Origin of the sequence: Shewanella sp. 10N.261.52.F9 (assembly GCF_041471165.1) — a bacterium.
Classification (GTDB): domain Bacteria; phylum Pseudomonadota; class Gammaproteobacteria; order Enterobacterales; family Shewanellaceae; genus Shewanella; species Shewanella marinintestina.
This window is the reverse complement of the sequence record NZ_JBFRNX010000012.1, coordinates 52,195-68,964: the sequence shown is the minus strand read 5'-3', so window position 1 is coordinate 68,964 and position 16,770 is coordinate 52,195. Positions and strand designations below refer to the sequence as shown.

General features: G+C 42.8%; 12 protein-coding genes. 8 read left to right on the top strand and 4 right to left on the bottom strand.

Features of this window, described 5'->3' with window-relative positions:
* Window positions 1-19: 19 nt before the first annotated feature.
* Window positions 20-1,216, bottom strand: coding sequence for a tyrosine--tRNA ligase (tyrS, locus tag AB4298_RS08005; protein ID WP_248997607.1), 1,197 nt, complete (start codon window positions 1,214-1,216; stop codon window positions 20-22).
* A gap of 127 nt (window positions 1,217-1,343) precedes the next feature.
* On the opposite strand from tyrS, the gene AB4298_RS08000 reads away from it, so the two are divergent.
* Together AB4298_RS08000 and AB4298_RS07995 are read left to right on the top strand one after the other, a co-directional pair.
* A complete protein-coding gene (locus tag AB4298_RS08000) occupies window positions 1,344-2,768 on the top strand; it encodes a peptidoglycan DD-metalloendopeptidase family protein (protein WP_248997608.1) in 1,425 nt (474 codons plus the stop codon).
* Window positions 2,769-2,839: 71 nt separating this feature from the next.
* Complete coding sequence (locus tag AB4298_RS07995) at window positions 2,840-3,949, top strand: anhydro-N-acetylmuramic acid kinase (RefSeq protein WP_371986290.1); 1,110 nt, start codon at window positions 2,840-2,842, stop codon at window positions 3,947-3,949.
* A gap of 18 nt (window positions 3,950-3,967) precedes the next feature.
* Here AB4298_RS07995 and AB4298_RS07990 read toward each other — a convergent pair whose 3' ends face one another.
* Window positions 3,968-6,127, bottom strand: coding sequence for a winged helix-turn-helix domain-containing protein (locus tag AB4298_RS07990; RefSeq protein ID WP_248997610.1), 2,160 nt, complete (start codon window positions 6,125-6,127; stop codon window positions 3,968-3,970).
* A 340-nt stretch (window positions 6,128-6,467) separates the two neighbouring features.
* Here AB4298_RS07990 and AB4298_RS07985 point away from each other — a divergent pair, with 340 nt between their 5' ends.
* The 6 genes from AB4298_RS07985 (at window position 6,468) to AB4298_RS07960 (ending at window position 15,476) form a co-directional block, all read left to right on the top strand.
* Window positions 6,468-9,233 (top strand): TonB-dependent receptor plug domain-containing protein, encoded by a 2,766-nt coding sequence (locus AB4298_RS07985; RefSeq protein WP_371986289.1) that lies wholly within the window; start codon window positions 6,468-6,470, stop codon window positions 9,231-9,233.
* Between the two features lie 93 nt (window positions 9,234-9,326).
* The gene (locus AB4298_RS07980; protein WP_371986288.1) at window positions 9,327-11,843 is read left to right on the top strand and encodes an alpha/beta hydrolase family protein; all 2,517 of its coding nucleotides are present in this window, start codon (window positions 9,327-9,329) and stop codon (window positions 11,841-11,843) included.
* 93 nt (window positions 11,844-11,936) lie between these two features.
* Window positions 11,937-13,349, top strand: a complete 1,413-nt coding sequence (locus AB4298_RS07975) for an alkaline phosphatase (protein ID WP_371986287.1) — start codon at window positions 11,937-11,939, stop codon at window positions 13,347-13,349.
* A gap of 218 nt (window positions 13,350-13,567) precedes the next feature.
* Entirely contained in the window at window positions 13,568-14,263 is a 696-nt protein-coding gene (gene aqpZ / locus AB4298_RS07970) for an aquaporin Z (protein WP_371986286.1), read from the top strand.
* A 245-nt stretch (window positions 14,264-14,508) separates the two neighbouring features.
* A complete protein-coding gene (locus AB4298_RS07965) occupies window positions 14,509-14,889 on the top strand; it encodes a DUF2750 domain-containing protein (RefSeq protein ID WP_248997615.1) in 381 nt (126 codons plus the stop codon).
* 86 nt (window positions 14,890-14,975) lie between these two features.
* A complete protein-coding gene (locus tag AB4298_RS07960) occupies window positions 14,976-15,476 on the top strand; it encodes a hypothetical protein (RefSeq protein ID WP_346347773.1) in 501 nt (166 codons plus the stop codon).
* Window positions 15,477-15,572: 96 nt separating this feature from the next.
* On the opposite strand, the gene erpA is transcribed toward AB4298_RS07960, so the two are convergent.
* Both erpA and AB4298_RS07950 read right to left on the bottom strand, forming a co-directional pair.
* A complete protein-coding gene (gene erpA / locus AB4298_RS07955; RefSeq protein ID WP_248997616.1) occupies window positions 15,573-15,923 on the bottom strand; it encodes an iron-sulfur cluster insertion protein ErpA in 351 nt (116 codons plus the stop codon).
* A complete protein-coding gene (locus tag AB4298_RS07950; RefSeq protein ID WP_371986285.1) occupies window positions 15,916-16,719 on the bottom strand; it encodes a DUF6776 family protein in 804 nt (267 codons plus the stop codon). Before AB4298_RS07950 ends, erpA begins: the two co-directional genes overlap by 8 nt.
* Window positions 16,720-16,770: the final 51 nt, after the last annotated feature.

Genomic DNA, 16,770 nt, shown 5'->3' with positions numbered 1-16,770 from the left:
AGCCAACTTATTATAGTTCTTAAACCAGTGTAATTTTAGCAAACTTACGCTTACCAACTTGAAATACGCCTGTAGTGCCAGCATTCAGTTGCAGACGCGTGTCTTCAATTTTATCGCCGTCAATCTTAGCTGCGCCTTGCTTGATCATACGCATAGCATCAGATGTAGAGTTTACCAGACCCGCTTCTTTAAGCAGGTTAGCAATCGCAATACCCTCGCCAGCAGCAATCTCTAACTCTTCAATATCGTCTGGGATATTGCCTTTCTGGAAACGGCTAATAAACTCTTGATGCGCAGCTTCTGCAGCAGCTTCATCGTGGAAACGTGCGATGATTTCTTTTGCTAGCGCAATTTTGATATCGCGTGGGTTAGCACCCGCTTCAACGTCAGCTTTAAACTGTTCAATCTCGCTCAATGGACGGAAAGATAGCAGCTCAAAGTAGCGCCACATCAAAACGTCAGAAATTGACATGATCTTACCGAACATTTCACCAGCAGGCTCACTCACACCGATATAGTTGTGCGCAGACTTAGACATTTTTTTAACGCCATCTAGGCCTTCAAGCAGTGGCATCATGATCACTGTCTGTGGCTTTTGGCCTGCAGACTTTTGTAATTCACGCCCCATCAATAGGTTAAACTTCTGGTCAGTACCACCCAGCTCAACGTCAGCCTCTAATGCAACTGAATCATAGCCTTGTAGCAATGGATACATGAACTCATGAATAGCAATTGATTGACCTGAACCATAACGCTTCTTAAAGTCGTCACGTTCCATCATACGCGCAACCGTTTGCTGTGAAGCTAGACGGATCATACCTGCAGCGCCTAATGGCTCTAACCAAGTCGAGTTAAACTCAATACGGGTTTTCGCAGGGTCCAAGATTTTATAAACCTGTTGCTTATAAGTCTCAGCGTTAGCTAGAACTTGCTCACGAGTCAATGGCGGACGGGTACTGTTTTTACCGCTTGGGTCGCCGACCATACCGGTGAAGTCACCAATCAAGAAGATCACTTCATGACCTAGCTCTTGGAAGGTACGCATCTTGTTCAAAATAACGGTATGACCAAGGTGAATATCAGGAGCGGTTGGGTCAGCGCCGAGTTTAATTTTTAACGGGCGACCTTCTTTCAACTTCTCCAGCAGATCCGCTTCGAGTAAAATCTCGTCGGTGCCACGTTTTATTTCTGCTAATGCTTGCTCTAAATCAGCCATATTGGCGCTTACTCCTGGGAGCCTAATCAAAAAAATATGGGCACTCATGTTACTTGTTAGCAAGCACAAATGAAAGTGTGTACACTAAAGGGATCACTAAGAAAGGGTTAATTTGGTATCAAGGTCAATGGGAAAGGTTATAACTTTATTTAAATTACTGCCAAAATTACATCAAATGCTCTTATGCGGTTTAGTTTTTGTCACGGTAATTATTATCTTTATGCCATCTGACGATGTGCAAGCATCTAAGCAAACTTCTTCTGTGGATGGCGAATACGATGTCAATAAACGCTATAGCGTGCCATTGGCTTTCGGAAATCCTACGCCTCCCGCAGCGTCATTAAGTGAAACCGAACCAAAACAACGCAGCCGCCCAACTCAACTTGCACCTGCATCCACTAAAACTGTCGAGCAACAAGTTCCAGACAACGCTAAAGCAGAAGTTTTAGCACAAAAAAACAAAACTCCTAAACTCAACGAAAAACGCTTCCAAGTTAAAAGTGGTGACACACTTGCCGCTCTATTTGAGCGTGCTGGATTAACAGCTAAAGATGTTTACGATGTAACTCAACTGCCCAAAGCTAAGAAAAACCTACTAAAAATCATGCCTGGCGATAACTTAGTTATTGCGAAAGGTGAAGACGGTAAACTTGTTCAGCTCAGATACCATCTCGACAAAATCACCACCCTTATTGTTGATAACAGCGTAGACGGTTACCAAGAGCATATTGTCACTAAAACAGTTGAAGCTCGTTCGAAGTTTGCTAGTGCAACCATTGAAAATAACTTCTGGAATGCTGGCGTAAATGCCGGTTTGACACCAAATCAGATTATGCAGTTAGCCACTATTTTTGGCTGGGATATCGATTTCGCTTTAGATCTGCGTAAAGGCGATGAATTTGCGATGATATTTGAAGAAGAGTTTGCCGATGGTGAATTTTTGAAAAACGGTAATATTTTAGCCGCTGAGTTTACTAACCAAGGTGACCGATACACGGCAGTTCGTTATAAAGACGGTAATTATTATTCAGAAGAAGGCCGTAGTATGCGTAAAGCCTTCTTACGCTCACCAGTCGACTTTAAATATGTTAGCTCAAGCTTTAACCCACGCAGACTTCACCCGGTAACGGGGCAAGTACGAGCTCATCGTGGTGTTGACTATGTGGCAGCCGTCGGTACCCCAATTAAAGCTGCAGGTAATGGCCGGGTCATTAAGTCAAGCTACAACCAATACAATGGTAACTACGTATTTATTAAGCATAACGACACCTATACAACCAAATACCTTCACCTAACTAAACGTAAGGTCAAAACAGGCCAGTCAGTCAAGCAAGGGCAAATCATTGGTACCTTAGGTTCTACTGGGCGAGTAACTGGAGCGCACTTACACTATGAATTTATCGTTAACGGTGTACACCGTAACCCACGTACCATTAAGCTGCCAAAATCAGAGCCGATAGCCAAAAAAGAAAAGGCCCAATTCGCTAAACTTAGCCAAACGATGATGGCAGAGCTTGAGCACAATAAACAGATACAAATTGCAGCGCATTAGCGCTGTAGCACCTTTATCGCACCAGTACAGTTAACTCACTGACCCACCCAGTAGGTTTATAGGCTTAAATCATGGATAAAAAGTATTATATAGGCTTGATGTCAGGTACCAGTATGGACGGCATCGATGCTGTTTTGGTGGATTTTAACCAGCAACAACCAAGGCTTATTGCTACGCATACCGAAGCACTGCCAACAGCATTACTCTCTAGTCTGCAAAAGCTTTGTTTACCGGGAAATGATGAGGTAAACCGTTTAGGTCACCTCGACCGTAGCATGGGAAAATTGTTTGCCAAGGCAACCAATGCTTTGCTAGAAAAAGCCCAAGTGGATAAATCACAAGTCATTGCTATTGGCAGCCATGGCCAAACAGTGCGCCATATGCCAAATCTTGATATGGGCTTTACCTTACAAATTGGTGATCCCAATACCATTGCCGTTGAAACGGGTATTGATGTCATCGCAGACTTTAGGCGTAAAGACGTTGCCCTTGGTGGTCAAGGCGCACCTTTGGTACCCGCGTTTCATCAGCATGTCTTTACCAGCCCAAACCACCAGCGCATTATTCTTAATATTGGTGGTATCGCCAACGTCACTTATTTACCAGGCAATACACAAGATGTAACCGGCTTTGATACTGGGCCAGGAAACGGCTTAAGTGATGCGTGGATCCAACATCAACTCGGCCTACCTTTTGATAAAGATGGCGAGTGGGCGAAATCAGGCACCACAGATCAAAAAATGCTACAACATCTATTGTCACACCCTTACTTTGCACTTGAGGCACCTAAAAGCACCGGCAGAGAGTTATTTAATCAAGCATGGGCTGAGCAGCAATTATCTGAATTTAGCTACTTAAGCGAAGCTGACATTCAGTCAACACTGCTGGATTTAACCTGCTACAGTATCGCTAATGATGCGCTTAAATTGTCAGAAAATGGTGAGCTTTATGTGTGCGGCGGCGGCGCCTATAACTGTGAGCTAATGCACCGCCTGCATAAACTGTTACCAAACTATAAAGTGGTCACCACCGCCGAGTTAGGCATGGATCCTCAATGGGTAGAAGGCATCGCCTTTGCTTGGCTTGCAATGCGCCACCACCTTGGTTTACCGGGCAACCTTCCCGCGGTAACTGGCGCGTCAAGAGAAGCGGTTCTCGGCTCCTTCTATCCAGCGGACTAAACTCTAATCAACTTATGCTTAATACAACAGCTTGTGCTGTAGCTTTATCACATCTCGCTTATAGTTTTGCGATAGAGTCATCAGCAAGCTGTTGTTATTATGAATATAGGTCATCGCCCCTGAGCGAGGAATACTGCCTGAAGGCAGCTTTAAAATTGGCGTAATAAGTCCAGTATTGAAACGCCAAAAGTTTATCAGCTGATAGCCTCGATGAATTTGTCTAAAGTAAATTCCTTTATCAGTCGCAACCCAGTTATAACCTTCACCAAAATCTTTACCATTAATGATTTCAGTTGGCTCTAATGGATCTGATAACGACAACATCCACAGTCCTGGCTCTTCAAGCCGAGTAAACACTAACTTATCTTCGCTAATGACCTTACCCAGGCGCATATCAAATGAGTTAATAACCTTAGGTAGCCGGTTATCAAGGTAAAACTCTGTTATACCGTCTTTGCTGCGTGCTAGCACCATATCATCATTCCAGCCCCAACTTGGCCGATTATGATCTAAGTATGGCGTTGCCAAGATGCTTATATTAGCCGTTTTCAAATCCAATACATGAATTTTATTGCCTTCGTTTTTATCATCAGGGGCTAAGAAAGCTACCTTAGATCCGTCATGAGACCAACTAGGGTAAGCAACTCTACGCTTGAGATCAGTATGCTGACGCCTTTGTTTACCATCCATATCACTAGTCCAAATCTCATTAAAACCTGTTTCATTAGACACATAAACAATACGCTGAGTAACGGCTGAATAATCAGGGTTACGATAACTATACTCAACTTGCAGTAGTGGGAAAGTCGCTGTTGGAATGGATTGCTCTAACGCAAACGAGGCCACTTGATAGTCCCGCATATAATTGGAGTACACTAACTCATCACTGTTAGGAATTGAACGGGGATAACTTAAACCTTCAACATCTAATGGCAGAATATTCTTATCATCGATCCCCACAATAAAGCCATTTCTAACCCCTGAGTTCTCAGTGCTAAAAATAAGCCGTTGGCTATCTTGGTGCCAACTTAAACCTCGAATATCTTCTAAGCCAAAACTTAAGCGCTGCTCTTGTGCCGTTTTGGTATTGATAATAAAAATATCTTCAGAAATATTACCAAAGCGTCTGGCTACAGCGAGCCAACTACCATCAGGGCTAAAGGCAAGATCTCGGTCTCGATAGCTACAATTTTCGGTACAGGATAACCGTTTAGGCCTTGCCAGCTCATCGGTTAAGGGCAGCTCATATAAACCGGAGCCATAACCTTCGCCCGCATCCCAAATATAGACAAGGCGGCTGCTATCCGGCGCAATATCGATGGCAGAGCTATAGCTATAGCATGCACCGAGTTTACTGGCTTCATTACTATCGAGATTTAGCTTAGTTAAATAACACCTATCTTCACCGCGATGCTCAGAACCGTAATAGAGTGCCGCTCCGTCTGGGCTCCAAACCGCCCTTATTTCGGCAGTTTTCGTTGAAGTTAGTCGTTTAGGTGTTTTTGTTGGATTATGTAAATCTTTCAGATAAAGGCTAGAGTATTTGTTATTGCTACGGCTGCCGTAAACTAGCCAGCGACCATCGGGAGAAACAGCAGGATACAACTCTGAACCGGCTGCCGTAGTTAGGTTTTTCTTTAATGTAGGTACGTAACGAATACTATCTTGATATAAATGATAGCCCCACCCTGTAACCATAATGAGTAACGCCACTCCTCCTGCGAGCATCAATCTTAAATTTAGTCGAGTTAACTGCGTTATCTTTAATTGCGCCTGTTGAAACAAGTCAAGATCATCAACTAAATCGGCTTCATTAAAACAAGGCTCTATCAGGAGGCGGTAGCCCATCTTACGCACAGTTTCAATAGCAAGCTCATCACTCTGGCTTTGATTGAGATGTTTACGTAAATGCCAAATTGCATTGGTTAATGCTTTACTACCTACATAGCTATTACCGTCCCAAATATTTTCTATGAGTTCTTCGCGAGTAACAACTTTCGGGTAATGCCGTGCAAGATAGCTAAGCACCTCAATAAACTTAGGTTGAACAGAAACAGATTCAGCTTTGGCTTCATCATTGTCAGCGTTTAAAAAACTTAGGCTATTATCATTAGGGTTAACTTCGCAGTGATTTAATCTAAAAACAGCTTCTTTTCTTATCTCTACCAATTCATTCACCACTCATCCAAGATTTAACGACTACCAACCTCAACCCCGCAGCCACAATTTACATCTATTCAACATAGATAAATCATTCCTCCCCTTAAAGAAAGATACAGCAAAGCAATGAAAAATAAAACAATAGACATTAAATAGACATATAAACAACAAAGAAACGACTCAAGATTGATTGCTGGCAATAAACAAAATATTTACAACTAACCTCAGTTGACAACCAAGCGTGTTCAAATTGGAAACTCGACAGTATTAACCTAGGAATGACCCGCTTTTATCAAGTGACGTTGTGGGCTAACACGATTAAAGCGTTGGAAAATTATAAAAATAAGGACTGCAATCAATGAAACCAAAGATGAACCTATCCGCTATTAGCTTGGCCATTACTATGGCAGCGCTAACACCAAATACCTTGTTTGCAGCCGAAGCAGCAGGTAAGTCTGAAGCTAAAGAAGAAATGGAAAAAATCGAAGTCACTGGCTCGCGCATTAAGCGTGCTGACTTTGAAGGCGTTGCACCAGTGACAGTGATTACCGCTGATGACATTGCTAATAGCGGCCTCAACTCTATCTCAGAAGTACTACAATCATCAGTTGCCAACACTGGCGGCTCTCTAAACGGTGAAAGCGACGGTTACACTGACAGCGCTAGCTCAGTTAACCTACGTGGTATGGGCGCTAACCGTACCTTAGTCTTGATTAATGGTCGCCGCCAAGCTTCCTTCCCTAGTGCTGCAGGCGGTACTTCAAACTTCGTTGACGTATCAGATATTCCAACAGCGGCTGTAGATCGTATTGAAATTCTTACTGGCGGCGCATCTGCTATTTACGGTTCAGATGCTGTAGGTGGTGTAGTTAACATTATCTTAAAGCAAAAATTTGAAGGCGCTAAAGTTGCCGCTAAGTATACCGAGCCAACTCAAGGTGGCGGAGAGCAGCTAGATCTGTCCTACCTACAAGGCTTTAATACCGATAGAAGCCAAACTTTATTAATGCTCGAATACAAAAAAGTTGAATCGATTCAAACTTATCAGCGTGACGATCTATACAGCCCAGCTTACTATGAAGATGAAGATGGCGATCTACGCTGGGGCGCAGGCCCTTATGGCGATGCATCAGCTTCTAGTTGGTCATCTAGAATCACCGATTACAGTAAGGTTTATCACGAAGATAAATACGTTAACCTTAATGAGCAGCAATGTAATGAACTATTCGGTGACAAAGGAATTTACACGCCTGTTGGGAAATATGATTGTTATTATGACAAGTATGCTGACCGTGGCCTAAAGTCTGCTTACGATCGTGTTAACTTAGTACTTAACTCCACTTATGATTTAAATGATGACTGGCAGATCTACGGCATGATCAATGCTTCATATAAAGAATCGACTAAATATAAAGATGAAAAAGGCTTTGGCACTAGCATATACCAGGATGAAGCTACTGGCGCCTTAAGTTACGATAAATATGAATTTGAAGATAACAACCGCTTCTACCTAGCTCGCAGAATGGAAGAGTATCCAGGGCCACGTACTTACGATACTCAAAATACTAAAGCGGCTATCTCATTTGGTGCAGATGGCACCATAGGTGATTATGAATTAGATCTATCTTGGTCAAGCAGCTACAACAAGTACGAAAAGCAAAACCATCACATGGTCAGAGCTGACGCACTACTTGATATTGTGACTTTTGATCCAAACGATGCAGATCCTTCTAAGTGGTATCCGAATCGTCAATTAACGACTGAACAAGCTAATATGCTTATCGCTGATTCAACCAAGAACTCAGATTCAAGCATGCACCAATTCCAAGCAGTGTTCACCGGTGATTTAATGGAACTACCTGCTGGCACCGTAGGCTTTGCAACAACAGCAGAATGGGCACGTGAAAGCTATGAAGATACCCTAGATGAAGTGACATCTAACGGTGGTTTAATTGGTATGGGTGGTACCGGTGGTAAAGGCGATCGTGACCGTGTTGCGGTTGCTGGTGAGATCCAAGTACCTATTCTAGCCAATATGACCGGCGTTAAATCATTAGATCTTTCTGCAGCGCTACGTTATGACCAATACTTAGATGATTCAGACGTTGGCGGCGCTACTACACCGCAAGTTGGTATTTCATATCGTCCAATTGAAGAAGTCATGTTACGTGCTAACTGGGGTAAGAGCTTTAGAGCACCAGATATGCACCGCCTCTATGCAGGTCGTACTATTGGTTTTGGTGGCACAGATTACCCGCATCCAACTATTCCAGATGAAATCTACGAAGATGATTATCGCTCTATAACGCAAGGAAACTTAAACCTTGAGGAAGAAGAAGGTGAGTTCTGGAATGTCGGATTTGTCGCTAATATTACTGACAATGCCGATATCACCGTTGACTGGTGGAACATTGAACTTGAAGGCGCTGTAAAAACGATCTCTACCGACGAAATGTTAGATGATCCTTCTTACTACCAAACTGGTAACTACAACAGCTGTGAAGAAATGGATGTAGTCGGCTACCTAACGGAGTACGATGATGATGGTATTGAGAACATTGCGTGTATGCGTAAAGGTCCTATTAACAGTGCTTATGAAGCCTCTGAAGGTATTGATACTAGCTTTAATTATCAGTTCCCAGAAACTGCTGTAGGTGATTTTAAGTTTAAAGTTGCTGCCTCATACTTAATCAAGAAAGAATACCAAGAACGTGTTGATAGCGAAATTGAAGAGCAAACTGAAACAGATTACTTCCCGAAATGGAAAGGTAATGCCAGCCTAAGCTGGAGCTATGAAGATTTCAGAGCAACCGTTGCCTATTACTATACAGGCGAAGCTAAGGGTATCGATTTATTCGAATATCAAGACGAAAACGGTGACGATATTGAATCTATGGAAACCGATACGCTAGATGCATACCAAGTAGTCAACATTACCTTGTCCTATTATGCACCTTGGGATGGTAAGTTCACCGCTGGCGTAAAAAACCTAACTGATGAAATGCCACCTTTGTATGACGTTCGTAATGACAAGCACAATGACTGGCCTTTCTACGAAGATGACAACAGTAGCTATTCAAATACTGGTCGTAGCTTCTTCGTTGGCTATTCACAGAAGTTTTAAACTCGTATAAATCTCCCTTAATAACGAGCTCTGAAGCGCCCATCTAATGGGCGCTTATTTTCCAAGTAATCACTTCTATATCAGGAGATAAGAATGTCTCGAAATTCGCTCTTAATGTATGCCCTGATAACTTTTTGTAGTCAGCTAATATTTAGCTCAAACGCAATTGGTAGCAGCTATCAAATTCCAAGTCCAGCAGTACAAGACGTTGTACAACAGAGTAAAAATGTAAGTACTCGCTTATCTCATAATAAACAGTGGCTAGCCGTATTAACTCCACGAAAACACTTATCTATTGCAACCTTGGCGCAAAGCGAACGCAAACTCGCAGGCCTACGAGTCTCTCCCGAGCGATTAACGCCAAGTCGTATTAAATACACTTATCAAAAACTTGAGTTAATAAGTTTAACTAACGACAACTCAAAAGCCATCAGCATCGACTTACCAGAGGGCATGCTAGCAGCCAAAATCAGTTTTTCTCCCAATAGCCAATTTTTAAGCTATTTTGGACTAAGTGAAGGTAGCGCCAATCTTTACCTTTACGATATCAGCAAAAAACAAAGTTATAAGCTCAACCCTAAAGCACTTAACGCAACATTAGGCCTTAAATATATTTGGCAAAACGACAGTCAAGGCGTTTACACCAACTTGGCTATAGCAGCAGACTTAGGCCAATCTCTTAAAATCAACATCGGGCCCAATATCAGTGAAGCTTATGGTCAAAAAGCACCACGTCGCACCTATCAAGACCTATTAAAAAATCCACAAGACGAAGCTGAGTTCTCCGCCCTAACCACCAGTCAATTAAGTTTTATCGCCTTAGATGGTGGCATTACTCCAATTGGTAAACCTGCTATCAACATTAGCTATAGCCTGTCACCGGATGACCAATACTTGTTAGTAAAGCGTATTTCTGCGCCATTTTCCTACATGGTCAAGTACTACGACTTTGCCCAACAAGTGGAGCTTTTTAGTCAAACAGGTCGCAAAATAAAAACCTTAGCCCACCTTGAAAGTAGTGAATATCGAGCACCAGGCAGCGATTCAGTAAGAAAAGGGCCACGCATGATCCATTGGCGCAGCGACAAACCTAATACACTGGCATTTGTAAAAGCGCTAGACAACGGCGATAGCCGTATTAAAGCGGAATTCCGCGATGAATTACTCACGCTATCAGCACCATTCAGTCAATCAGCAACCCCACTAACCCAAACTCCATGGCGCATAAAAAGCGTGCAATGGGGCGAACAAAGCACAGCGTTAATAACTGAGCGTCATTCCGGGAAAAAACAGATGCGAGTGAGTTTGCTCGACGCCTCAGCAACCAGCTCCAAAACATTATCGACTTGGTATCAAAAAGCGATACGCGATACCTATAAAGATCCAGGAAAAGTGCACCGCACTGCTGCAACACTTAATGGAAAAGCACTTGGTAATGTTTTTCAAATACATAACAACAGCCTATTACACTATGGTTTAGGTGCGTCTGCAGATGGTTATCGCCCATTTGTAAAGTCGCAGCCACTAGAAGCAGGCTTAACCGAAATAAGTAGCACTAGCAGTAACATTTTATGGCAATCATCGACCACACAGCTTGAAAATGTAAAGTACATCACCAACCTTGAGCCACTCACTCTGATTATTAGCCGGCAGTCGGCAGATACCCCTGCTCATCTAGTGAAAATTGATGTTGGTACAGGTAAAGAACGAGTGCTCTATCAAAACCAACACTCACTAAAAGCCTACCAAGGCATGACAAGACAATTAGTCAACTACACTCGAGATGATGGTTTACCTCTATCTGGCGTTCTTTACTTACCAGCAGGTTACTCAAAAGAAGACGGCCCTTTACCTGTGCTCATGTGGGCTTACCCAAGAGAATACAAAAATGCGGAAGTTGCTAGTCAGGTTAATTATTCAACCAATCAATATAGTCAAATAAGTAGTAAGGGACCGGTTCCTTTTGTTGCCAATGGTTTTGCCGTTTTCGATAAAGTCGCCATGCCCATTGTCGGTGAAGGTAATGAAAAACCCAATGATAGCTTTAGGCATCAGTTGATCGCTAATGCAAGCGCGGCCATAGATACACTCGTCGATATGGGCGTTGCAGATAGAGAGCGCGTCGCCATTGGCGGTCACTCTTATGGTGCCTTTATGGTAGCAAATCTACTGGCGCACTCTGATCTATTTGCAGCAGGTATTGCCCGCAGCGGTGCATATAATCGTACTTTAACTCCCTTTGGTTTCCAGCACGAAAAACGTAACTTTTGGGAAGCACCGAGTCTTTATCAACAAATATCACCTTTTACCCATGCCGACAAAATAGATGAACCACTACTATTAATGCATGGCGAAATGGATGCAAACTCTGGCACTTACCCGATGCAGTCTGCAAGACTATTTAAGGCGATACGTGGCTTAGGTGGTCAAGCACGTTTAGTGACTTTCCCTTACGAGAGCCATAGCTATAAAGCCAAAGAGTCGATTATGCACATGTTATGGGAACAAGAAGCTTGGCTAGAGCAATACCTTAAAAAACCAGTAGTAGCGCGTGGAAGTGATGCATTTTCACCTAATCAACCTAATAACCAACAGGTAACGTTCCACTAGCCCACCACTAATTGCCTACTCATCTAAACAGCGGCTAAAGCGTAAGTTAATAAAACACGCTTTAGCCGCTGAATATAAAAGGATTGCCCTAGTATGATTAGCTTAAACTCTGCGCTTCGTGCATCAGTTATTATATCCAGCCTAATTTACGCCAACTTATACAGCCCCGTCACGACAGCACAAACAGATGCTCCCTTTGCTCCTGTAATTGCAGCAGAATACTTACCTAAAAATATTATCTATCTAATTGGTGATGGCATGGGCCCCGCCTATACCACTGCTTATCGGTATTACAGTGACGACCCTAACACTAAAAGAGTCGACAAGACTATTTTCGATCAATTGCTCGTAGGCATGTCTAGCACGTACCCTGACGATGACACATATGTCACCGACTCTGCGGCCTCAGCAACGGCACTGGCCACCAGCTATAAAACTTATAATGGTGCGATATCTGTTGACCATCAAGGCGGTCCGTTCCCTACTCTGTTAGAAATGGCTAAAGCGCAAGGAAAAGTCACTGCAGTGGTGGTAACTTCACAAATTAACCACGCCACTCCAGCGAGCTTTTTAGCCCATAACGAAAGTCGTAGAAATTATAACCAAATAGCCGATAGCTACTTAAGTAACCTCATTCAAAAACGGCCCATCGCAGATCTCATGTTGGGAGGCGGAACTCAGTACTTTGTTCGTGATGATAGAGACTTGACCGCTGAATTCGAGGAATATGGTTATCAATATGTCGATAAGTTAAGCGATCTTAATAGCCTGGAAAGACTACCTGCATTAGGGTTGTTTGCAGCGAAAGGCTTACCAGCAGCACTTGAGAGTAAAGATCCACATCGCCTAGCATCAATGACTCGCAAGTCATTAGCATTACTGTCAAATCAAGACTCACCATTTGTCATGATGATAGAGGCAAGCCAAATTGATTGGTGTGGCCACAGCAACGATATCGCATGCGCCATGAATGAAATGGATGATTTTGCTAAAACACTATCTTTAGCTAAGCGCTATGTCGACAACCACCCAGACACCCTACTCGTTGCAACTGCGGATCACTCAACAGGAGGACTCACTTTAGGTAGAGATGGCACCTATCAGTGGCGAGGCCAACTGCTGCACCAAGTACATAGTCTGCCAAGAACCATAGCCAAGCTAATCGTTGAGAGCCCTGAAGTTCTCAATGACTTTGCTTCGTTCAGTGCATTTTTACACCCGCATATCGGTATTACGATCAAAGAGAACACCCTAGATGGGCTCAGACGCAAACTCAACTCTCGTTTATCAACCCATAAGCCTCAGCAAGAGATTAGCGACGATCTTAAGCAAGTAATTGATAAGTTGACCTATACTGGATGGACAACTGGCGGTCATGACGCGATAGATGTGCCAGTTTACGCTTATGGAAAGGGTGCGTTGTATTTTAGAGGTCATCAAGATAACACCGAGATAGCAGCCACTCTTATTCAAATGGTAAAAAGTGAACGCTACAAATCTAAATAATATTAAAACTAAGTTATATGCAGACTAAGCAGTACAAAATTAACCCGCTGTAGAAGTTTACGCTAACGAAGAGATTGAGTAAGCATTTACACAATAAATTCATGCTGTTTTTATTTACTTTTTTATTTAGAACAACTTAAAGTAACAATGTCTTATTTTAATAATCGGCAAATTGCTAACGACAAACTGCCATGATTTAGAACACAAGGAACTGTTATATGAATATGACTCAAAAAATGACTGCCGAGTTTATCGGTACACTTTGGCTTGTCTTAGGTGGTTGTGGTAGTGCCGTCTTAGCTGCAGCGTTTCCAGAGGTCGGCATAGGTCTACTCGGGGTCGCATTGGCGTTTGGTTTGACAGTACTTACCATGGCGTTTGCCATTGGTCATATTTCTGGATGCCACTTAAACCCTGCCGTATCAATCGGTCTTTGGGCGGGGGGACGTTTCCCCGCATCAGAGCTATTACCCTACATTGTTGCTCAAGTAGCTGGCGCTATTGTGGGCGCTGGTGCGCTATATCTTATCGCCACGGGTCAAGATGGCTTTGATCTATCTGCAGGCTTTGCGTCAAATGGTTATGGTGAGCACTCTCCTGGTGGCTACAGCCTAACAGCTGCACTTATTTGTGAAATAGTAATGACAATGTTTTTCTTAATTATCATTCTTGGCGCTACGGACTCGCGAGCACCCAAAGGTTTTGCGCCAATCGCCATTGGTTTTGGTCTCACCCTTGTTCATTTAATTAGTATTCCGGTAACCAATACATCGGTCAATCCAGCCCGTAGTACTGGGCAAGCATTGTTTGTCGGTGATTGGGCTATTTCACAATTGTGGTTGTTTTGGTTAGCCCCCATTGTCGGAGCAATAATCGCTGGCGTTATTTATAAAGTATTTGATGCTAAAGAATAGCTTGTAATGAACATAAACAGAGCTAAATTAAGCTCTGTTTATGTTCAATTATGTCTAATAGCAAACAGTATAAAAATGTAAACTATCTCTTCCTAGTTCAACAACGCTCTTGTCGCAAAAGCACAAAACGGCTGCAGAATTAGCAAATCTTTATAGTGGTTGGTATAGATGTTATTATCCGCCTCAATCGGCGCGCTTTCATTAGTTTCAAGGCTCGCCTCATTTAATATTAAGAGATGTAAACCATGAGCAACAAAAGCAAAAGCCTTAAACAAATTACTGAAATGACTCCAGAAGCTCGCTACGACTATCTAGTTGAGCAAGTGAAAGAACACAAAACACTATGGTCATTACAGGATTTAGACGGTTGTGTAATGCTGACCACCGAAGAGGAAGATTGTATTCCTATGTGGCCAACAGAAGAAGCCGCTGCCTCATGGGCTGTTGACGAGTGGGCTGATTGCCAAGCACTAGCGATCCCTGTTGATGAGTGGTTAGAGCGTTGGGTTCCAGGTATGCAAGATGACGACCTATTTGTAGCCGTATTCCCAGTACAAGAAGATTTAGGTGTGGTAATTCCACCTTATGAGCTTGAAGAACGTTTAGTGCCTAAGAAGCGTCACTAATCATTAAGAGCCTTTGATGGTAAGCTGCACTAGCTTGCCATCTTGGTCTTTTTATCTGCTAATAAAACGACAAAGAGAATCAAAAAGTGGATAGTGAAAAGCCAGTAATCCCCGCAAAGTCAGAACCTAGCAAAACCTCACACGCTCCTAACGCCACTCATCACACAACAACCACCCAAGCTGAAAAAATCAACATGCCTAAGCGGCTAATTGCCTTGCTTATATTTTTAGTGGCGATCTCTATCAGTGGCTTAATGGCTAAGCAAGGCGTACTGTTTTGTATTCTGACCCTATTTATGGTGCTTGCCATAATTGGTAAACAAAAAGCTGGATTGCTTATGCTTAGGGTTTATACCTCACTGCAGTTAGCAATTGCGAGTGCGCTGCCTATTGTTCTGCAAGATCCTGACAATATGGTACCTGCAGAACCATCTAGCTATGGCATTGGCAGTTTTAGCATGCAGTTGCCTGATTGGTTCGTGTTTGCTGTACTTATCATCTTGTCATTTGTACAAGTTTGGATTGCGTTTACGCCTAAAGTCAGCCGCTACTTCAGCAGAGCACTAAACCTTAATATCATGCGCTAATCTGATCCGCCAGTTAAGCTAATAGCCAAGCTACAGACACAAAAAAACCGTCATAAGACGGCTTTTTTAGTATTCAGAGTTATCAATCGATATGGATTACACTGAGAAGCTTGCACCACAACCACAAGTTGTTGTTGCGTTAGGATTCTTAACGAAGAAGCGTGAACCTTCGAGTCCAGATGTATAATCCACTTCGCCGCCAACAAGGTACTGTAAGCTCATTGGATCTACGACCAACTGAACACCTTGCTTCTCAACAGTGAAGTCGCCTTCATTTACTTTCTCATCGAACGTAAAGCCGTACTGGAAACCTGAGCAACCGCCACCCGTCACGTATACACGTAACTTTAGCGCGTCATTTTCTTCCTCGTCGAGCAAGGTTTTTACTTTTGAAGCCGCCGCATCAGTAAAACGGATTGGCAAAGCATCGTCAGCTTGTTCAGTCATTACTACCTCTTACATCAGTTTGCTGTGCAGAATTATCTAATACCTGAGTGTTTTGTTCAAGTAATATGCCCTGCTCTTTTTCATCCACAAGTAAATCTTGTGCACTATATTCCTGTTCGGTTTGCGATCCTTTAGTCCAGCGGCTCGCAGGAACAACGACTTTGGCCTTCACTCTAGATAAGCTAAAACCTTCTGGCAATGTAAATTCACCATCTAGCACTTGAAAGTATCTAAATTTGAATTTAAACGAGTCATCAGTTAAATCTGCAAGCTTAAGACTAACCGTTTTTCCATCTTGTAAACCCACTAAAGTGATTTCGCTGCGGCCAGACAAAGAGCGCTTACGTTTCTCTAACTGAGTCAATACTAATTTAATTCTATATTGACGTGGCTCCAGACTTTCTTCTAGCTCAAGACCATTAATAGCAACACCATCAGCATTATTTTCAGGTGCCATTACGCTGCGATAAAACGCCAGTTCGCGCTCAAGTTCATTTTGTTTAGCGTTTTGCTCAACAAACATCGCCTGCATATTCTTATTAGCCTCACGCTCGAGCGCCAATTCAATATTGCGAGCAGCTAATGTTTGAGCTTGTTGCTGCAACTCTTGTACATATTGTGCTGATTTGTCAATTTGAACCTCAACCTTTGGCAAGTAATGTTGCTTGGCGACATCGTAGCTGAGCGCGCCTAATACAAAGGCTACTATGACTAAAAGCAATAAATACCCACTTGAGGGCCTAATTTGTCGTTCAATCACTTGCAAGCGATCGACCCAACGATGATAATTCGACATTAAGTAACAGTCCCTTAATAAAAAAGCTCACATCTATCTATCAATGTGACA